Annotated in this window: 19 protein-coding genes; 9 read left to right on the plus strand and 10 right to left on the minus strand. The window is 45.9% G+C overall.

The window, feature by feature from the left end; all coding sequences use genetic code 11:
• Window positions 1–272: 272 nt before the first annotated feature.
• On the minus strand, window positions 273–401 hold the full coding sequence (locus tag I8U19_RS17750) for a Dna2/Cas4 domain-containing protein (RefSeq protein ID WP_152568638.1): 129 nt from the start codon (window positions 399–401) through the stop codon (window positions 273–275).
• A gap of 546 nt (window positions 402–947) precedes the next feature.
• On the minus strand, window positions 948–1,709 hold the full coding sequence (locus tag I8U19_RS14725; RefSeq protein WP_198056362.1) for a DUF4328 domain-containing protein: 762 nt from the start codon (window positions 1,707–1,709) through the stop codon (window positions 948–950).
• Between the two features lie 606 nt (window positions 1,710–2,315).
• Between I8U19_RS14725 and I8U19_RS14730 the strand changes: the two genes are divergently transcribed.
• Both I8U19_RS14730 and I8U19_RS14735 read left to right on the plus strand, forming a co-directional pair.
• Entirely contained in the window at window positions 2,316–3,341 is a 1,026-nt protein-coding gene (locus tag I8U19_RS14730; RefSeq protein WP_198056363.1) for a hypothetical protein, read from the plus strand.
• 674 nt (window positions 3,342–4,015) lie between these two features.
• Entirely contained in the window at window positions 4,016–4,537 is a 522-nt protein-coding gene (locus I8U19_RS14735; protein ID WP_198056364.1) for an SRPBCC domain-containing protein, read from the plus strand.
• Window positions 4,538–4,860: 323 nt separating this feature from the next.
• Here I8U19_RS14735 and I8U19_RS14740 read toward each other — a convergent pair whose 3' ends face one another.
• Genes I8U19_RS14740 through I8U19_RS14750 form a run of 3 tightly spaced genes read right to left on the minus strand, consistent with a single transcriptional unit; the run spans window position 4,861 to window position 7,106 of the window.
• Window positions 4,861–5,418 (minus strand): UbiX family flavin prenyltransferase, encoded by a 558-nt coding sequence (locus I8U19_RS14740; RefSeq protein WP_198056365.1) that lies wholly within the window; start codon window positions 5,416–5,418, stop codon window positions 4,861–4,863.
• 22 nt (window positions 5,419–5,440) lie between these two features.
• Window positions 5,441–5,671: a non-oxidative hydroxyarylic acid decarboxylases subunit D gene (locus I8U19_RS14745; protein WP_198056366.1), complete on the minus strand. Its 231-nt coding sequence runs from the start codon at window positions 5,669–5,671 to the stop codon at window positions 5,441–5,443.
• Window positions 5,672–5,684: 13 nt separating this feature from the next.
• Window positions 5,685–7,106 carry a non-oxidative hydroxyarylic acid decarboxylases subunit C gene (locus I8U19_RS14750; RefSeq protein WP_198056367.1) on the minus strand — a complete coding sequence of 474 codons (1,422 nt, stop codon included), beginning with the start codon at window positions 7,104–7,106 and terminating at the stop codon, window positions 5,685–5,687.
• 161 nt (window positions 7,107–7,267) lie between these two features.
• On the opposite strand from I8U19_RS14750, the gene I8U19_RS14755 reads away from it, so the two are divergent.
• Both I8U19_RS14755 and I8U19_RS14760 read left to right on the plus strand, forming a co-directional pair.
• Window positions 7,268–8,149, plus strand: a complete 882-nt coding sequence (locus I8U19_RS14755) for a LysR family transcriptional regulator (protein ID WP_198056368.1) — start codon at window positions 7,268–7,270, stop codon at window positions 8,147–8,149.
• 697 nt (window positions 8,150–8,846) lie between these two features.
• The gene (locus tag I8U19_RS14760) at window positions 8,847–9,470 is read left to right on the plus strand and encodes a LysE family translocator (RefSeq protein WP_033102297.1); all 624 of its coding nucleotides are present in this window, start codon (window positions 8,847–8,849) and stop codon (window positions 9,468–9,470) included.
• 40 nt (window positions 9,471–9,510) lie between these two features.
• Here the strand turns inward: I8U19_RS14760 and asnB are convergent, their stop codons facing one another.
• The 3 genes from asnB to I8U19_RS14775 all read right to left on the minus strand — a co-directional run bounded on the left by asnB (window position 9,511) and on the right by I8U19_RS14775 (window position 14,118).
• Window positions 9,511–11,331, minus strand: coding sequence for an asparagine synthase (glutamine-hydrolyzing) (gene asnB / locus I8U19_RS14765; RefSeq protein ID WP_198056369.1), 1,821 nt, complete (start codon window positions 11,329–11,331; stop codon window positions 9,511–9,513).
• A gap of 223 nt (window positions 11,332–11,554) precedes the next feature.
• The gene (erm, locus tag I8U19_RS14770) at window positions 11,555–12,406 is read right to left on the minus strand and encodes a 23S ribosomal RNA methyltransferase Erm (RefSeq protein ID WP_198056403.1); all 852 of its coding nucleotides are present in this window, start codon (window positions 12,404–12,406) and stop codon (window positions 11,555–11,557) included.
• A 446-nt stretch (window positions 12,407–12,852) separates the two neighbouring features.
• The gene (locus I8U19_RS14775) at window positions 12,853–14,118 is read right to left on the minus strand and encodes an MFS transporter (protein ID WP_198056370.1); all 1,266 of its coding nucleotides are present in this window, start codon (window positions 14,116–14,118) and stop codon (window positions 12,853–12,855) included.
• Window positions 14,119–14,627: 509 nt separating this feature from the next.
• On the opposite strand from I8U19_RS14775, the gene I8U19_RS14780 reads away from it, so the two are divergent.
• The 3 genes from I8U19_RS14780 (at window position 14,628) to I8U19_RS14790 (ending at window position 17,521) form a co-directional block, all read left to right on the plus strand.
• Window positions 14,628–16,223, plus strand: coding sequence for a bifunctional metallophosphatase/5'-nucleotidase (locus I8U19_RS14780; RefSeq protein ID WP_198056371.1), 1,596 nt, complete (start codon window positions 14,628–14,630; stop codon window positions 16,221–16,223).
• 194 nt (window positions 16,224–16,417) lie between these two features.
• Window positions 16,418–17,341 (plus strand): cation diffusion facilitator family transporter, encoded by a 924-nt coding sequence (locus I8U19_RS14785; RefSeq protein WP_370589798.1) that lies wholly within the window; start codon window positions 16,418–16,420, stop codon window positions 17,339–17,341.
• A gap of 18 nt (window positions 17,342–17,359) precedes the next feature.
• Entirely contained in the window at window positions 17,360–17,521 is a 162-nt protein-coding gene (locus I8U19_RS14790) for a hypothetical protein (protein WP_160173932.1), read from the plus strand.
• A 57-nt stretch (window positions 17,522–17,578) separates the two neighbouring features.
• Here the strand turns inward: I8U19_RS14790 and I8U19_RS14795 are convergent, their stop codons facing one another.
• Window positions 17,579–18,400 carry a dienelactone hydrolase family protein gene (locus I8U19_RS14795; protein ID WP_198056372.1) on the minus strand — a complete coding sequence of 274 codons (822 nt, stop codon included), beginning with the start codon at window positions 18,398–18,400 and terminating at the stop codon, window positions 17,579–17,581.
• 166 nt (window positions 18,401–18,566) lie between these two features.
• Here I8U19_RS14795 and I8U19_RS17525 point away from each other — a divergent pair, with 166 nt between their 5' ends.
• Window positions 18,567–18,695, plus strand: a complete 129-nt coding sequence (locus tag I8U19_RS17525; RefSeq protein WP_255517858.1) for a hypothetical protein — start codon at window positions 18,567–18,569, stop codon at window positions 18,693–18,695.
• Between the two features lie 81 nt (window positions 18,696–18,776).
• Here the strand turns inward: I8U19_RS17525 and I8U19_RS14800 are convergent, their stop codons facing one another.
• Window positions 18,777–19,325 (minus strand): DJ-1/PfpI family protein, encoded by a 549-nt coding sequence (locus tag I8U19_RS14800; protein WP_033102294.1) that lies wholly within the window; start codon window positions 19,323–19,325, stop codon window positions 18,777–18,779.
• A gap of 160 nt (window positions 19,326–19,485) precedes the next feature.
• On the opposite strand from I8U19_RS14800, the gene I8U19_RS14805 reads away from it, so the two are divergent.
• Entirely contained in the window at window positions 19,486–20,136 is a 651-nt protein-coding gene (locus I8U19_RS14805; RefSeq protein ID WP_033102293.1) for a TetR/AcrR family transcriptional regulator, read from the plus strand.
• The last annotated feature ends 25 nt before the right edge of the window (window positions 20,137–20,161 follow it).

The raw sequence follows: 20,161 nt of genomic DNA on the forward strand, positions 1-20,161 counted from the left end.
ATTGACCTCCACGCTTACCGTTTGAGGGTAACAATGGAGCAATCTTTTCCCAAGCTTCATCCGTAATTTCGTATCGCCGTCTCATCATAGATGTCCCTTTACGAAATATTATGTTAATTTCCATTTTATCATGGAATCTTAGAATATTCACCGGACACGCCCTAAATAGATGTGGCCATCTTCATGTTCAAATGACACTGTGTTATGCATCCGTCTCAGACTTCCATTGCATGTGATATAGAAAAATTGTTTTGATATTCCCTTCCTCCATATTAAAAACCAAAATAGGCACATTTACAGCACAAATGAGTATTCGTATGAAGTGGTGGCATTTGTTCTTGCTTGGCGATCTTTAAAATCTCCTCGATTCTTCGTTCGACTTTTACTCTGTTTTTGTTCATCCAATGATGTCTTCACTTGATTTGGACATAAAAATGATTGGATTTTTTAACTGTAATCAAATTCCTGTCCACTGGCTTCCCCTTCTTTGATCTCCCGGTCCGCTTCCCGCGTTTAGTTGCATCCATTTTGGTATTGAAATTCGCTGCGGGCGTAAACGTCCACAAGTTCACCTCCGGTTTAGTTGAATCCATCATAGTATTGAAAGTTGTTCAATCTTGAAGCGGAACAAGAGGTATTGGGAGTTTAGTTGAATGAAAGTTGGGCGATCTATTACATCGTCCAAGGATTGTTCGGAAAAGCACGGATAAACCCAATAAAATCAAGGGGTAAAGTGAACGACCGTAGATGTTGCATGTATCTTGGACATGTCCGAACGGAAAAAGGCACTGACAAGATGGAAAAAAGTGATTTTACTGGATGTGGAACCGGACAGGTTGGTGACGAGCAGTGTCATCTATTCCTTTCTGGAGATCCGCTGCCGCATCTGGACGTAAGTAAGGCCCAATCCCAATTTTGCGGGAATGGGCCTTTGCCATTTGTTAATATCAACCGAAATCGGAGCCGGCATTGTTGGTCTCTGGTTGTTTGAAGGTAAAAGAAGAACTTGTTTCTGTTTCCGGAATCGAAGCGGGTTGCGGCGCCAAAGAGTGGTATTTTTCTTCCTGCCTCTCCGTCAGTTTTTTCACGAGTTGAATAGCCACAATCGTAAGCACGATGTCGACCAATGCATTGATAATGGCGATAACGGCTGCACTGGTTAATTCCCCTGCCGTATGCGCCCGTGACTCGAATCGGGAGGACGATCTGCTCAAAATGGAGGAAAACACCCAAAGCATCCACCAAATTTTTATGATTGACGGAGCTGCCAACTTTTGCAGGCTGGTCCCGGATGGAGGGGCAGAAACAGAACAGGCATTCCAGGCATCTTTCATTCCTTCGTACGGTTTCCAGATGAGGGCGACGGGAATAAAATACCAGCCAACCGTCCACCCGGGAGTTTGCCGGAGACCTTGAATCCCCATCGCATAAAGATTTTGATATGTACGACGAATCCATAAACACCAAAGGATGATGGTGACGATGAAACAGATGAGATACAACACGGCCGACAGCGATGTCAAAAACGACGCGCTCAGGACCTCATCAGCACTGGGAACCGCGTTTTTTGGAAAACCGGAGTACGAACTGATTTCCTTCACTGATCCAAACAGATACAAAATATTAATGATGATAAAGGCATACAGACTGATGCGAAGCGCTTTGCTCCGTTTGTTGGCGGAACGGTAAGCCATTATGGAAGAATCCATAAACACCCCTCCTGTTGATTGATTTTTACCAAGCTATTATACTAAATGATATTTTTTTTAAAATAAATTTTATAAAAAATGGTTTTCCATTAGGCGGTTTTCCTCACGAGGGAGGAGATTCGTTTTATTGATGGCGGCTGATCTCAATTTCTCATTGGTTTGCATGTGTTGCTTCCAATCCTGGACATCCAAGGTTGTGAATATCTTTGGGATGAAATCGTCATCATTAGTGTCCGTATACTATTTCTCTAAGAGCCAGACGGAGCGGAGATATTCATCGATGGTCAGGGACCCTTTTCCCTCCCATTTGATTGGTCTAAGTAGTTGATCATGATTACCTCATCGGTTATGTATTCTGTAAAGTTTTTTTGCTGAATAACAACCCTTAGCCGATATAAAATAAAAAGTCTGTCAACCCCTCCTCAGTTTTCATCACCGGGAGGTTGACAGACATTGCCTTTCTTTAATTCTTATTTCTGATTCCCTATTAAAATATCGAGAAATTTTTTATTCTTTTCAAAGATTGATTCTTTCCCTACAATGGATAGTATGTAAGGAAAATAAACTGCTGCTTGGATCTTGTTGTACGGATGAGGAGGTAATTATATGAAATGGCGGCATGGGGTAGGGGGATTGATCTGCTTGTTTTTTCTGCTAAGTCTTCCTGTTCTGGCTTATGCAGAAGATTCTAAGCAACCGGAGAAGACTCCTACACTGGATGAATTGAACAGTCGTGTTGCCGATTTGGAAGATCATCGCGAGTTTTTAAAAGATCTTGAGGATGAAGTAAAGAATTATCGAGATCATGTACAGGCGGAAATGACCAGTTTTCAGGATTCGGTGCAGAAAGAGCGGGACTCGTTATTTACATTGTTTCAGTTCTTTTTGGTTTTGCAAACCGCGTTGTTAGGCGCTGGAGTTGCCATCATTTATTTTAGTATCGGTCAGACAAAAAACGATTTAAGAAAGCTGATGGAGTCCGAATTAAATCAAACCAAAAAAGAGCTAAATAATAAGTTTAAAGAACGCTTAGAAGAAGAAAAACGAACCCTTGAAAAACAAGTGAAAAACGAACTGGCATTGGCCCTTGAAGGTTACCAACATCAGATGGCAAAAGTGAAATCGCAGATGGAAAAGCAGTATCAGGATATGTTAGAACAATTTACTCGTGAAACTGAACAAGATTTGGTTGCGCTGAAAAAGAATATCGAGAATGAAAAAACATTTACTTCTTCACGAATTTGGGTCATGGGACCTGGAGCAGAGATTGAAAAAATGAAAACAGAAGAAGTCGATCTGATCCGTCGGCGTGGAATTAAGCATATTAAAGTGGCATTGTTTGACCGTGATCAATTGCGACAAGCGCTTGAAAATCATGAAATCGATATCCTTATTTACCGTTATGTCAAGCCAGCAGATGGATCGATGGACCAAGAATTAATCGCCATTGCAAAGTTGCTCATAGAAAGGAAGGATGAGATTCCTCTCCTCGTCTATGGTGCTAATCTCGACAAAGAAGAAATGAATGTTCTTAATGATTACAAATTCTTGACGATCTCTAACTTCCGAATGACCTTAATCAGTAATATTTTCTCCCTTGCCTATGCTTTTAACAAACAAAGCAATCAATAGATTAAAACAGAGAGTCTGTCAACCTTCCGAACATAAAAAACAGGTCAAGGTTGACAGATTTTTTGTTTAGGGGGTACTGAGGGCATTTGGATTTTTTCAATTTATATGGACTATTTGGGGGGGAGATGTTGAGAACGGTTGGGTTCCATTACGAAAAGGCATAAGATGTTTTCTCTTCCGAACGGGACCATCTAGATGAGCCCGCTAGTGGGTGATAGACAAATTCATGCAGCGGAAAAGTGTGAACTTTTTTCGCAGGTGTTTGCATAACGAACAAGGTGAATTGGTAGCCTCGGTGAAAATCCTTAAGAAAAGTACTGATAAACATAATGGAAATGGAACTTAATCTCTTTTCCAGTCATTGATCAACCCCAAAATATGCTATTTCCATGTAAAAGAAATGACTGAGTTCCGACTTTGATAATTCGGGGAAAGGAGGAGAGAACCGGTCAATCCAGGATGAAGGTGAAGCGCTGTCCGGCTTAAGAGGGTGAAGCGATTCGAAAGGAAGGATTGAGAGCGGGTGAATGAGGAAGAGCGAGAAATGGTCTCTTTCTTCGACCGCTTGGATGATTTCCTGATCTGCAAAGAAAGGAAGTGATCCATCGCGAAGAGAAGTAGTCCTGCCAAGGGGGAGCTTAGGTACTGCCCAATTCGAAAATGGAGGAATGGAAATGAATGAAAAAAATGCAACAAACAACATCACAGAGAGTGAGCTCGTTATCACACGTACATTCGATGCGCCACGTGATTTTGTGTTCAAGATGTGGACTGAGCCTGAGCACCTGAAGCACTGGTGGGGGCCGAAAGGCTTCACATTTGGTGTCTCCAAGTTAGATCTCCGCCCGGGTGGCGTCTTTCACTACAGCATGACATCTCCTGACGGGAATGAAATGTGGGGCAAGTTTGTTTATCGTGAAATCGTTGCGCCGGAGAGGATTGTCTTCATCAATTCCTTTTCCGATGTGGAAGGCAATGCGGTCCGTGCCCCGTTTAGCCCGACCTGGCCGCTGGAAGTATTAAATACGCTGACGTTATTTGAGAATGGAGGCAAAACCACGATCACCCTTCGAGGGGGTCCTGTAAACGCGACAGAGGAAGAGCGTAAGACCTATGAGGCAGGAATCGAATCAATGAAGCAAGGCTTTGCCGGAACCTTTGACCAGCTCGCCGATTACCTGGCAAAGGCAATTTGACATGCCAATTTATTGAGAAGCTGATTAATCCAAGTGGGAGGAATCTCTCTCTGATCTTTTTGGGATAGGTTCCCCCTTGTTTACGCATTTTTTCATGGAAAAAACCCCTCACTTTTTTCTCAGAATCACTATCATAATATTAATAAAACCCTCGCTAAGATCAGCGAGGGCGCATGATAATAAGAGTAGAGGTAGTGACGGCCAATTTTGGTATCCGTTGATCCATGGTAATGTGAATCTTCTCAATGCAGACGGTAACTTGAGACTAATGCTTGAGCTAGGTATTCGGGGGAAGGAAATACTCCTTCACCCGTTTATTTTTGCTATTGAGAGAGCCATCTTTTTGTTAACTGATTTTCAATTCCGAACTGATCCATGGTCCGTGCAACAACATGATTGATGGCATCGTCGAGTGTAGAAGGTTTATTATAAAACGTAAGCATCGGCGGTAAAATGACAGCGCCAGCATTCGAAAGGCTCAGCATGTTTTCAAGATGTATCCTGTTGAATGGTAATTCACGAGGAAGAATGACCAGCTTTTTTTGCTCCTTTAAAATGACATCTGCTGCCCTTGGAATTAAACTGTCTGCAAACCCTATCCGGATGGCCGCGAGTGTTTTCATGCTGCAAGGTGAAATGACCATTCCATCGACACGAAAGGAGCCGCTTGAAATTCGCGATGCTTGGTTATGTGGCTCGTACACGTATGAAGCCAGCTTTTTTACTTCATCGGGCCGGTAAGATGTTTCAATCTGCATTGTTTTTTCGGCCCATTCCGACATGACCAAATGCGTCTCCACTCCGGATTCCTTTAAGGCCTCCAACAATCTGATCCCGAGGATACTCCCGGTTGCGCCGGTCATTGCAACGATAAGTTTCATTTCTATCACCTGTCAGAGAACACTAACTTTTTCTTCTTTGGGCGATGGGTGGATGAATCTGATATTTGCCCATGTCGGACGGGTCCACTTTAAATCGTGGGTTGTACATCTCCGGATTGGTAATGGCTTCGGGCTCCGTTGATCTCCACGTAAACGTACAGACCGGACATGAGTACATGATCCAGCATCCTTTTACGGGAGACTCACACAAAACCTTTGTTTCATTCGAATCACAGCGAGGGCATGTAGTCACTGTGTATCACCTCTTATTTGTTTATTAATTCTTTTAAGATTTTTTCCCATTTTACGGTGTCTCGCGGTGGTTCCACTATTGGCGCGAATTCTTCTCCCCGACTCTCCGGTGCTTTCGGTGTAGTTGCATCGATAATGAGCTTGTGAGTTATTCCCGGCGGCTCAGAACTTGGGTCCAGAGATAATACTGATGCATTTGGAATGACTACCAAATCCTTGTCGGGCGCGACTCGGGTTGATAAAGCCCACATGACTTGAGATAAATTGAAAGGATCGACAAAATCGTCTACGACAATGACGATTTTACAATACCCCAATCCATGCGGTGTGGTCATCGCACGCATGCCCACGGCTTTGGCAAATCCGCCAAATCGCGTCTTAGTGGAGATAATGGCTATTAACCCCTGCGTAAAGTTGGCATTAACGGCCTCTACTTCGGGGAAAGCTTCTTTAAGCTGGTGGTAAAGGGGTACGCATGTGTTGATACTGGTTATAAAGTCCATTTCAGTCGGTGACATTCCCAAATACAAATTTTCAAAAATGGGATTATCTCGATAGTAGATGGCTTTAATCTGGATTACAGGTTGATGACGGGCATCTGAATAGCTGCCGGTAAACTCCCCGAACGGACCTTCCAATTCCCGGTAGCCTGCGATGATTTCCCCTTCCAATACCACTTCTGCTCCCCAAGGAATATCCAGGTTTGAATGTTTGGCGCGTACAATTCGGTAGGGTTCCCCTTGAATGGCACCGGCCATTTCGTATTCGGACTGCTCATAAGTCAGAGGAGAACCTGCAATCGTGGTAATGACAGGGTCACACCCGATGGCTATGGCTACCGGTAAATTTTCCCCGCGTTCTTCAGCAATTCTCAGATGAATGCCAATATCGTGTGTAGGAATCGGCTGAATGCCAAGACGGTCTTTACCTTTTACCTGCAACCTGTAAATACCTACATTTTGCTTTCCGAAGTGATCCGGATCATCTAAGTCCCGGCTGATAACGCAAGCCTTGTCAATGAAACACCCAGAGTCATCACGATTCAAGCGGAATAAAGGGAGAATGTCAAAAAGATTGATATTTTCTGTTACTTGATTGGCGTGAAAGGGCGCTGTGTCAACTCTTTCGACCGGAACGGGATAGTTTTTCCAACGGCGTGTGAATTCCAGAAACTGCTCTTTAACCGGAGTGTCTTTTGGAAGCCCCATCATCAGAGCATGATTGGGCCATGAACCATGGACGTTTAATGCCACTCGTCCGTTGTTATAACCGAAAATGTTGTTGAAAAGCAGGGCAGGAGCTTGGTCTCCAAGATTGTTAACTGCACGAGCTGCTGAACCTAAATCCGGTTCAGGATAAACCTGTTGCGTAATACGCACTAGTTGTCCTTCTTCTTCGAGCTTTTCCAAGAACGAACGCAAGTCCCTGTAAACCATCCGTAAATCACCTCATGCACATTGATTACAAAATGGTAGGTCTATTGGATAACCTTTCGTTTGTTACTTACATTTTTTACGTTAGCACTAGTTCGAAGATAAGTAAAATATATATAATATATCCAAATCATATATATTACATATGATAGAGGCGATTGGCCATGGATTTGAAGAAACTGCTTTATTTTGTAACGATTGTCGAAGAAGGACAAATTACACGCGCTGCGAATCGTCTGCACATCGCTCAACCTCCTCTTAGCCTGCAATTGAAAGCACTGGAGGAGGAGCTTGGCGTAACGCTGATTGAACGCAATAACAAAAAGTTAAATCTTACTCCGGCCGGATGGACTTTTTATCATAGAGCAAAGGAAATTTTAAATTCAGTTGATGGAATGATATCGGAAGTAAGGGAACAAGGGGCCGGTATTCGGGGGAAACTGTTAATAGGTACAGTAATGTCCTGTATATCTTACTTACCCAGATCTATCCAAACTTTTCAGCGAAAGTATCCGCTCGTTTCCTTTCACCTTTGGGTGGAAGATTCCTACAGAGTCGAGGAACTCTTGCAGAATAGGGATATTGAGCTTGGCATAATAAGATTGCCCTTACAAACCACAAATTTATCCATGGTTCGCTTACAAGCAGAACCTCTTGTTGCTGTTCAACCAAGGGATTGGAATATTTTCGAAAAGGAAACGATTGCAATAGAGGAGCTTGAAAAGTATCCTCTCATGGTTTTACACGGACAAGGCGGGCAAGGGATCTTTAATCAATTTATTGAGGCCTGTCAAGCATTTGGCATTAACCCAAAAATTATTTGCGAAAGTCCTGATGTTGCGACACTGCTGACACTGGCAGACTCCGGTGTTGGGATTGCCATTGTCCCAAAATTGGCGACTCGTTTAAGACCAAAAGGAACATTATCATATGCGGAAATTACACCTAACATAAAATCAGATACTGCGCTTGTATGGGTTAAAGATCGATATATGTCAAAAGCAGCACAACATTTTAAAGAAATCCTGATCGACTCTGTACAATAGCAACTATTTGTAATAATAAACCGGCTCCTGTACGGATACCTTCTCCTTTTAGGCCTGGAGGCAGCGAACGACGATTGATAAAATGGCTTGAAGCCCCATTTGGTTTCAAGCCATTTTTGCTAGTGGTTTGGAGGAGTGAAGGGGACGATACAGGAATGGAATCGGCCCCCACAGGATGATGCTTTTTAAGCAATCTTGATGGAGATGCCAGCCACGACCGAATAATCGTTAGAAAAATAAAAGTGAGATGGCCAAACCCATCTCACTTTGCTCGATAACATTTCCCAAACATTCACCTGTAATTCATTATCTGACAAGCCGTGAAGATTTTCAAAAAGAATGAGTCAGAGTATTTGGGGATATTGGCAACTATAACTTGTTAACCTTCCATTACAAGCTCATTATTTTTAATTACTTACCGAATCTCGAAATTTCGAAATCTGTTTTGAGGAAGATATGATTTTGCAGGGGATTTAATAGAAAAACAAAAAAACAAGGACAAAATTTCCTTCCAGCGAATCTCTCGGGGTGCCACGTAGAATCGCGGTCTCTCTTATTTGTTCTTTTTAATCAGATCTTGAATAACCAAATATTCATTGTAAAATTGGCAGTAGATGATTAATTTTTGCGTGGGCGGGAGATTTCCTGCAAATCCCCAGCTAAAAGATAAGGAAAACAAAAAAGGGAGAGAGCGCGAGTGGAACTTGCCAATATCCTCTATTTTCTCATGGCGTCGGTCACGCTGACACTTTTGCCCGGCCCGGATCTTCTGTTTGTGATCACCCAGAGCGTCTCCCAGGGAAAACGGGATGGCATTGCTGTTTCCCTTGGATTATGTTCAGGTTTGATCGTCCATACCTTTGCAGCGGCGGTCGGGATTTCCGCTTTGCTCTATCATTCGGCGGTTGCCTTTCAGTTGCTGAAGTATGCCGGGGCTGCCTATCTTTTGTATCTGGCCTGGATGTCGCTGAAGGAGACCGGCCGGTCGGGCTTATCGGCAACTGAACCAAAAAGGAGTTTTTTCTCATTGTATAAGCGCGGCATACTGATGAACGTGCTCAATCCCAAGGTGTCCATTTTCTTTCTCGCGTTTCTGCCTCAGTTTATTTCTCCCGCTGTGGGGAAAATTCCGCTGCAAATGATTACGCTCGGCGGGTTGTTTTTTGTCCAGGCCTTGCTGATTTTTTCCCTCGTCTCTGTTTTTTCCGGAATGGCGGGAGAAAAACTGTTGAAAAAATCAATGGGTTCCAAATCGATCAGCTATGTCAAGGCGGCTGTTTATGCTCTTTTGGGTGTGCGGCTGGCCCTGCTGGAAAAATGAGAGATGCCCCTTTCCCGCAATGGAGGCAGGGGCATGTTCTTTAAACGAGGGTGATCCGGTATTCTTGCAACCAGAAGTTGACCTGAACCAGATATTCCATCATTTTTCCCACTTCAAAGGGAGCTTCGGAAAACTTATGTTCGACGATGTCGTCTACCAGCTGCTTGTTGATCAGCGGCAGGATCGGCGCATTGGGATCATTTAGCACTTCTTTCATCCATTCGCGCACCGAGCGGTAATAGGTGGGGTCTTGTGCTGTCGGATATGCGCTTTTTTTGCGCCACCGCACTTCTTCAGGCAGATAGCCTTTGAGGGCGCGGCGCAAGATGCCTTTTTCAATCTCACCGATACTTTTCACTTGCCAAGGCATATTCCACAAATATTCAACCAGTCTGTAGTCGCAGAAGGGAACGCGTACCTCAAAGCCGGTGTACATGCTCATGCGGTCTTTGCGGTCGAGCATAAACGGGAGAAAACGGGTGATAAAGAGATAGGACATTTCGCGCTGCTTGGCGGCGATTTCTGATTCTTCGTCGAGGCGGTCGAACTCATTGAGCGCTTCTTCATAGCGGGCCTGACGGTACTCCTGCGGCTTGATTTTCGCCTTTGCGTCTTCATTTAAAACTTCGGCAAAAAAGGCGATGCTCTGATTCCAAGGGAAGGTTCCCGAATTTAAAAATGCTTCCTGGTGGAACCAGGGATAACCGCTGAACACTTCATCGGCTGATTCACCGGATAAAGAGACGGTTGCTTCTTTTTTCATTTCGCGAAAGAGGAGGTAGAGAGATGCTTCCATTTCGCCGATTCCCGGGAGGTCACGCGCCCGCGTGGGAATGGAGAGATGGTCGATCAGGTCAAGATGGCTCAACACGATCGAATGGTGACGGGAATGGACAAAGTCGGATACCATCTGAACATAAGGTGCATCCAAACTCACATGCAGCAAATCCTTTTGGAAATGCTGATCACTGCCGACAAAGTCGATTGAGTATGTATGCAGTGTTTTGCCTGACTCGCGGAATTCCTTGGCGGCAATGGCTGTCAATCCGCTGGAGTCCAAACCGCCGGAAAGCATGGAAACGACTGGCATGTCGGAAATCAATTGCCGTTTTACCGTATCTTCCAACAGATGGCGAATATAGTCGATTGCAGTTTCCACATCATCGGTAAAGGGTTTGCTTTTCAATTGCCAATATTGCGTAACCCGGGTTTGCTCCTCGGTGATGGAAACGGCATGTCCGGCACGAACTTCCTTAATTCCGCGAAAAACACCGACTCCCGGGGTGCGCATCGGGCCGAGGGCGAAAATTTCCGCCAAACCGTCGGCATCCACTTCGGGCCGGATCTCCGGATGGGCCAACAGCGCTTTCAGTTCAGAGGCGAACAGCACCATGCCGTCACGCTGGGCATAGAACAGCGGTTTCACGCCGAGATGGTCCCGCCCCAAAAACAGCTTTTGCGTTCTCTCATCCCAGATGGCAAAAGCAAAAATTCCGTTCAGGCGCCGTATGCAATCTTCTCCCCATTCCAGATAGGCGTGAAGCAAAACTTCGGTATCCGATTTGGTTTGAAAGGTATGTCCGAGCGTTTCCAACTCCTCGCGCAATTCACGGAAATTGTAGATTTCTCCGTTATAGGTGAGAGCAACGGTGTTCTCTCCGGTCCGGTAAAGCATCGGCTGCGCACCGCCAACAGGGTCGATCACGATCAGACGACGATGAGCGAGCGCCGCACGCGGGGATAACCAAAAACCTTCAGCATCCGGCCCGCGGTGACGAATGGCATCGGCCATTTTTTGCAAAACGGGACGCTCGTTTGACAGATCCCTTTTCCAATCAATCCAACCGGTAATGCCGCACATGAGTAATCATCTCCTAAATAAAAATTAGTTGATTTATAAATAAAAGAATTAACTACCCAATGATTATTATAAAAAAGTGAAAATCAAAAGCCAAAAGTAAAATTTCCAATATTACCAACTGATTGAAATTGATTTGTGCATGTTCTGCGAGAGAAGAGGGCAAGAAAATAGCCGGCTTCCCGCATATAGCAGGAGAAGCCGGTTGTTTTTTGGGCTGAGGTATTTATTTTTTCTTTTTAATTTTTGGCCAGAGCGGACGCTGAACATACCGGGTCATGGTATTGAAAAGAATCCCCCATTGCGATTCCGTTAAAAACCCGATGGACGTCTCATTTTTGATTCCCAAGTTTTTTCTCAGATGCTTCATTTGCGTCGGTGTGAATATGCCTCTTAACGCGGTTTCGACTGCCGCTTTCGGTTCTCTGAGCGCATAGTCTGCAAGTCCCAAAAAAGCGGAATGGTCTTTCTTTGCGATAATGGGTTGCTTTTTTCTCGTGATCATGACCATGGCGGAATCGACGCTTGGCGGAGGAGAAAAATTTTCTCGGGAAATCTCTTTGATGAAACAGAGATCAAACCACATTCTCCAAGCCAAAACATAGGAGTTTTTTATGAATGTTGATGTGAATCGCTTGGCTGCTCCTTTTTCCATCACGATGATCCCTCTTTGCAGGCTGTTTGAAGGATTGTTAAGCAGCATTTTTAAAATAGGCGTCGTAATGGAATATGGAATATTGGACACAACCACAAACGGTTTTTTTGGCAGGTGAATTTTCAAAATGTCTTGATGAATGATTTTGGTATTTGGATTTTGCGCTGTTTTTCGTTTCAGGACATCGACAAACCTGGCATCATATTCTACCGCCAGTACCTTTCCGGCCCGTTGATTGAGGACGGTTGTCAATGCTCCTTTTCCGGCCCCCAATTCCAAAACGGTGTCTGTCTCGCTGATATTCGCCATTTCTACCATTTCTTTGAGCAACTTTTTATTAATCATTAAATGTTGTCCAAGAAAATTGGGAGGTTCTCCCCGGGTTATTTTCCCCCGGCGGGATTTACGATCTTTTTTCATCAGACTCTCTTCCCTTCAAAAGAAAAAATCACAGACCGGCTGCCTGTGATTGAGAGTAAAGGGAGAATCTGTCTTTATCCCTGTACGGGTTGAAGAGAGAAATAGCGATGAGAAACCTTCGTCTGTTCAGGAAAAGTCCGTTATCACATTAAAAAAGAAAGGCAGATCCGGCTCTGCCTTTCTTCATATCAGACTTCTCTATGCAAAAACGAAGACTTAAAAAAGGGCAGACTGATCCCGTTTACTCTGCAAACACAAGCAGAGCCTTTGAACGTATGAAATTACTTGTTCAAAGTTGGGAATCGCAGTCTGACATGATACATCTTTTTAATAGTCCTCCCAAAATATCGATTTGGAATACATTGCACATTGTAAACAGGCGGACGGTATAAAGTCAATACCGAGTCCGTCAAGTTGTATATTCTCTGTTGCCGCGGATGCGGGCCCTCTCAATTGGTTTCCGGCGTGGACGAGCCTTCCGGAGACGGGTTGGCCGGCAGCCGGTAGAGGGGGAGAATCGTGAGTGCACCTGCGATAAACAGAATGGCTGCGATTTCATACATCACCACGACCGACCACATGTTTTTAAGCGAACCGGCGATGCTCATGGTGACCACCATCGCCCCGGTGAAGAGGGGACTCAAAATCCCGTTGACCCGGCCGACGAAGGATTCATCGGAATTCTGCAAAATCATCGTGTTGATCCCGATCTGGATCATCGGTAACACCAGCCCGGAAATAAATTGGACCAGCAACGTCAGCCACAAGATGGTCGACCATCCCGAAACGGCCATGCCCAATGCACTGATCAGCATGCCCAGCATCAATAATCTCTGGGGCGCAACCGTCTTGGACTGGCTCATGGCGACACCGCCGCCGAGAATCATGCCCAATCCGCTGGCGGTCATTAACCATTGCAGTTGTTCTTTCGGCAAGCCCAATTGTTCCGTGACGAGGAAGATCCCCATCGGCTGGATCAAGCCCAGCGCCAATCCGGCCGCCAGAAAGCAGGCTCCCAGTAGTGTGAGCGTCCGTTTGGACAATACATACCGAACACCATCCATCATTTCCTTGAGCAGGGATGTTTCTGTTTTATTCCCGTCTTCCATCGCGCGGTCCGGCGGGAGGAGGAATAGCACGCAGGCTGACAGCAGGAAGCAGATTCCCATAATGCCGATCGCCACGACGATCCCCCATTGCTGATAAACGAAGGTGCCCAATGCAGGGCCCAGAATCATGAAGACGGCAAACATGGTTTGGTAAATCGACATTCCCATCTGAATCAGTTCGCCGGGCACATGCATCTTAAACAGCTTCATCCCTGACGGCTGGGAAAATTGGGATAAAATCGCCGATACGAGCGTGGCAAAAAAGACAGCTCTCCAGGTGCCAAACACGAGTGTCAGCAACACGGCAAAAATGGATGCCGCACTTAAAAAATCGCACCAGATCATGGTCCTTTTGGGGCGCCAGCGGTCGGCGAAAGTGCCGCCGATAAATGAAAAGATAAAGATCGGGGCAAATTCGGCCACAGAGATCATCGAGATGGCAAACGCATCTCCGTGGGTTTTGTCCATTACAAACAACAATACCGCGAAATTCCGAACCCATATGCCAATTTGCAAAAGCAACCCGGACAACAGGATGACCTGAACAAACCGGTTTTTCAATAAATCTGACCGATTGGGACTGTTTTGCGTCGATTGAACGGGCATCGATATTCCCCCTTGATCCTTGAATCATGACAGTTCCTTTTCGTTTCGCCTCTTCATGCAAAAAGCCGTGAATGCAGTTGCACCCACGGCTAATCAGGCAGATTCCGTTCCGGACGAGAAAGGGAGGAATCTGACTGGACAAAAGATCTCAATACATGGGCACATTCAAAGAGAGCATCGGAAAGGGTTTGAAGACCGCTTTCCAATCCCCGGTTGCTTTTATGCAAGCAGTGTCTGCATTCACCTTCTTCTCTTTGCCTGAAGAGAACCTAGAATACAAACAGATGGCCCATGATTGAGATTAATACCACCTTTCTCCTGTTTGACTGTTTTTGGATTTTAGCATATTCTTCATGCACTGTCAATTTATTTTTGAACCTTTCGATCTGCGGCAAAGTAAAGATGTATTAGCACATTTGCGATTTTGATTTACTTTTCTTATTAATTTAAAATATTAATGGATGCATGAAACTATTCTTATTTTTTATGAATTCAGGGGAGGGAGAAATATGCTGCGAATGAAAACATGGCGGATTTTGCTGTCGATGGTTTTGGCCATTGGCTCAATTTCACTTATGACCGCTTTCCGATTCCCGGCGAAAGAGCCTCATTCCTTGCATGTTCAATTGCTCGGCATCAATGATTTCCACGGGCAGTTGGATAAGACGAACATGGTGGACGGCAAACCCGTCGGCACGGCCGCAGTTCTGGCTGCTTACCTGAAAAAGCGGGAGCAGGAAAACCCGAATACACTGCTGGTTCAAGCCGGTGATATGGTGGGAGCCAGCGCACCTGTATCCGCTCTTTTGCAGGATGAGCCGACAATCCGGATCCTGAACGCCTTGGGGTTTGATGCAGGAACCATCGGAAATCACGAATTCGACGAGGGCATCCCGGAAATGATGCGGCTGATCTACGGGGGATACCATGAGAAAACCGGGGATTTTGAAGGGGCTTCCTTTCCTTACACCTGTGCAAATGTTTTGGATAAACAGACACATCAACCCATTCTTCCTCCATACACCATCAAACGTGTCAAAGGAATACCGATTGGTTTTATCGGGGTGGTGTCCAGGACGACTCCCTCGATCGTCATTTCGGATCACGTCAAAGATGTGGAATTTATCGATGAAGCGACCGCTGTCAATCGCTGGGTAAAAGTTTTGAAGCAAAAAGGAGTTCATACCATCATCGTCCTGGCTCATGAAGGCGGAAATCAAAACCGGGATACAGGAAAGATTGAAGGGCCGATTGCAGATATTGCCCGGAAAATCGATCCGGAAGTGGATGTGATCTTTGCCGGTCATACCCACACTTATCTGAACGGAACCGTTGCCGGAAAATTAATTGTACAAGCTTACAGTTATGGGACTGCTTTTTCTGATGTGGATTTGACGATTGATCCTCGCAGTAAAGATGTGACAAGCAAACATGGAGAAATCGTCACTACGTACCAGGAGGGAATCAAACCCGATCCTCAGGTAGCCAAAATGGTAGCGGAGGCGGAGAAAAAAGTGGGTCCGCTGATCAACCAGGTGATCGGGAAGACAGCTGCCGCCATCACACGGACGCAAAATGAGGCAGGGGAGTCGGCGCTGGGCAACTTGATTGCCGATGCGCAACGTTCGGCCATGAATACCGACTTTGCCTTTATGAACCCGGGGGGGATTCGTGCAGATTTGCCTGCCGGGGATGTGACATGGGGCGATTTGTACACAACACAGCCTTTCGGAAACCAATTGGAGAAAATGGAATTGACCGGAGAACAGATCAAGCAACTGCTCAATCAACAATTCCAGGATCCCGACCGCGTCCATATGTTGCAGATATCCGGTTTGAAATACCGTTGGGATCCCAGCCGCCCGGCTGATGACCGGATCGTTTCCATGACGGGAGCGGACGGTACACCGATCGATTTGAACCAGACCTACACCGTCACGACCAACAATTTTCTGGCAAGCGGGGGAGACAGATTTACGGTTTTCACCGGCGGGAAAAATGTCGTGATCGGACCAACTGATTTGGATGCTCTGATTCAATATATCAAACAATTGCCGCAACCTTTCCATGCGGAGATTGAAGGGCGCATCCAATCAGCTCCTTGACCGGAAAGGCGGGCGGATTTACAACTTTACACAGAGAAGCTTCAACCAAGTATTTTTTCAATAAACGGGAGAGCGGACACGGAGCCGCTCTTTTTTCTTTCCGTCGGGAGTCGGAAAACATTGTCCCCGACCGGAGACCGGGATTTTTTGTTTAATTTTTGCGAAGAAGTAAAGAGTATAAATGGGTGAATGATGTGAACAAGCGAATGAGATCTCCCATGGCTGTCGCATGGGTCAGCCTGGTCAGCAATATTCTTCTCACGTTGGTTAAATTTATGGTCGGTTGGTTGTATCGCAGTCCCTCGCTAGTCGCCGACGGAGCTCACAATGCTGCGGATGTGGTCGCTTCCGCTGCCACGCTGGGTTCCATGCGCGTGTCAACCATGCCGGCCGATCGTGAACATCCTTACGGACATGGAAAGGCGGAGGTGATTGCTTCGGGGATCGTGGCGGTGATTCTTTTTCTGGCTGCCATCTGGATGATTTATCAGTCGATCGAAGCGTTGTTCCTTCCTCCGCCAAAAGCTCATGCCATCTCGTTGATTGCGGCCGTTTTTTCATTGCTGTTTAAACTGGTCTTATATATTTACACCATCCGGATCGGCAGGAAAGTAAACAGCAAAGGATTAATCGCCACCGCCTATGATCATCTGTCAGATGTCTATTCCTCTCTGGCTGCGGCGATCGGGATCGGCCTTGCTCTTTTGGGACGCCAAGCCCGCATTCCCTATCTGGAATACGGGGACCCGCTCGCCAGTATTGTGGTTTCTCTGTTGATCCTCAAAGTGGCCATCCATATGGGGAGGGAAGCGGTCGATATCCTGATGGAGCGCAATGTGGCCCAGGAAAAATTGGATCAATTTGCCGCGATCATATCCGCCGTGCCGGGAGTGAAGCGCATTGACCGGATCCGGGCCCGGGAACACGGGCATTATATTCTCGTGGATGTGCGTGTCGGCGTTCCGGGAGAGATGACGGTTCAGGAAGGGCACGATATCTCCCGTGCCATCAAAAAGAACGTGATGGAGCGTTTTGATGACGTGCAGGAAGTATTGGTGCATATCAATCCGTGGTATGAAAATGAATCGGCAGTGAAAGCAAATGAGGTCGATTACTGAGTAAAGGAGGATTTAGCGATGAGTGAAAACAAACAGGGCAAAAGAGGAGAGAATAACCATCCGCAAACGGCAAAGGTGCAAAAGGGGGAGCATAAAAACGGGAGGTTGAGCCAATTTAAAAACCACCACCCCGAAGGAGAGCCTTATCCGAGCGAGTATCTGAGCCGGGAACGGGATTAAGGAGTGGGAAGGCATCCGGCCTGGGATTGGTAATGATCCTCAGGCCGGATGAATAATTTATTGACCGAGCACGTCATTGAAAAACGAGAGGGTTTTTGCAAAGGCATCGCGGGCGGCATCCGCGTGGTAAGAGGGGCGTGTATCATTGAAAAAAGCGTGTTGTGCCCCTGGATAAACTTTATAGTTAAATGATTTCCCCGCTTTTTTCATGTTTTCCACAAACTGTGGCAGACCGGCATTAATGCTCTTATCCAGTTCGCCGAAAAAGCCGATGACCGGACATTCAATTTTGGCAATCCTTTCTTCATCCGGAAAGCGGCCGTAAAAAATGACTGCCCCGCCCAAATCCGGAACTTCCGTTGCCAAAAGAGCGGAAAGGGCACCCCCCATGCAGAAGCCGACGGATCCGATTTTTTTGACGAGACGGTATTCCCCGGAAGAAAGGAACCGAACCGTCGCTTTTAATTGAGCAATGAATTTCGGGAATTTTTCCAGGCTGCCAAACACATTTTGAAACGTCTCGTCAATTTCGCTGCGTACCGCTTCGGGCAGTTTTTTCAACTCCGCTTCACGCTTTTCCGGACTGTGCCAGGCCGTTGGCGGAATTGTATTCAGAAACTGTTTCACCTTTGTGATGCGCTCATTTGTCATCGAAGGCGGACGTTGTCCATTTTCGGCAAACAAATCGGGGGAAACGGCCAAATAACCTGCTTTAGCAAAACGCTCAGTCACGTCCAGGATGTGTTCATCAGTCCCCCATATTTCCTGAATGACGATGATCGCCGGGAGCGGGCCTTCAGCCAGTGCCGGCCTGGCGGTGTACAGTCGGTACGTTTGATCACCATCTTGAAATTGAATCCATTCCTTATGTAAGCTCATGCTAGCACTCTCCTTAAAGTAAGTTATTCTTCCTTCTATTATTTCAAACTTTCCTTCGGTTTGCCACTAATTCGGGAGATTAAATATTTATTTATAAAAAGGTTTGCTTCACAAACAAAGATTTTTCTCTTATAAGAAATACAACAACAGGATGAATTTATCCGAAATGAAAAAAACAAGTCAGCCGATCGGTGCCGTCTTTCATCCAACAAATGGATTGCCCGCAACTCATCCGCCAACCCCGTTTCTGCCGGTCGGAAAACAGCGTATTAGACGAAGCGATCCGGGAAAATGATCACAAAACAATGAAATAAATGCGAAAAACCTGATCACAACCTCTGATCGAGGTTAAAATCAGGTTTTTTCGCAAGGATGTCTATGGCAACTTCTTCAGAAATTCCCTCATGAATCCGGGAAGATCAGGCCATGCATGGGCGGAGACCAAATTTCCTTCAACATGTAATGGTTCCTTTATATATTGTCCGCCTGCACTTTCAACTTCAGGACGGCAAGTGGTATAGGCGGTCAACTGGCGTCCGCGCACGCTATCCGGAACGACGCTGAATACGAGCGCAGCATGGCAAATAGCCGCAACAGGTTTATTTGTTTCAAAAAAATGTTGCACGATGGCCGGTACTTCCTTTTCGAGCCGGATATATTCAGGCGCTCTTCCGCCAGGGATGACAAGACCGTCATACTCAGCCGGATTAATTTCGGAGAAGGAGGCATGCGCATCCAGACCGTATGCTAATTTTTCCGTGAATGTATCCATCCCCGGTTCAAAATCATGGACCACCGTTTGCAATTTCTTTTTGGTCGGAGCGGCAATCGTGACTTCATGTCCTTCCTCAAGCAGCCTGTAATAGGGGTAAAAGATCTCCAGCGCTTCGACCGCATCGCCGGACAGAATCAACACTTTGGCCATGTCAATCCCTCCATTTATTTCGTTCCATTTCATTACTACGATGTCGGTGTCCGATTTTCCTGCAACACTCAAATTATCCTATTGACCAAGTGGTCGATGGGAATTAAAATGGATTTATCAATCGTGTTGACCAAGTGGTCAATGGAGGGGATATACGAAATTGAATGATCTTTACCAGCAGATTCCTGCAGAGAAAAGAGAAAAAATTCTTCAGGCGGCGATTCGCGAATTTGCGGAACGCGGTTATGAAAATGCATCAACCAATCGGATCATCCAGGAAGCCGACATTTCCAAAGGACTGCTGTTTCACTACTTTGGCAGCAAGAAACATCTTTTCCTGGCTACCTTTGACCATTGTGTGCAGCAGTATATCAGTCAAATGAAGGAGGTGGTTCCGGCATCAGCGGACTGGCCGGATGACATTTTCGACCGGATCCTGTATCTGGGAGAAATCAAGTATCGTTATTTTTTGCAACAACCGCTTCTTTACTCTTTTTTGCTTTCGGCTTACAACGAGATTTTGGCAAAGTTCCCGCGCGAGGCGGAGCAAAGCATCGCTTATTTCCAAAAGATCGCCATGCCGTTTCTGATGGAGGGAGTCGATTGCTCGAAATTCCGCGAGGATCTGGATGTGGAAAAAGCGATTTACCTGATCTTTTTAAGCTTGAATGCCATTGCCCAGCAACTGGTGAAACAGGCTTTGGAACAGCCCGGGAAGGGCCTCGATCAATGGGAAGAGTTGTTTAATGATTACAAACAGATGCTCGATATCCTCAAATACGGCGTTTACCGAACCAGCGAAAAGGCTTGAACAGCCAGGCTGAGTGATTTGGGTG

The organism is Thermoactinomyces sp. CICC 10523 (assembly GCF_016055105.1).
Classification (GTDB): domain Bacteria; phylum Bacillota; class Bacilli; order Thermoactinomycetales; family Thermoactinomycetaceae; genus Thermoactinomyces_A; species Thermoactinomyces_A daqus.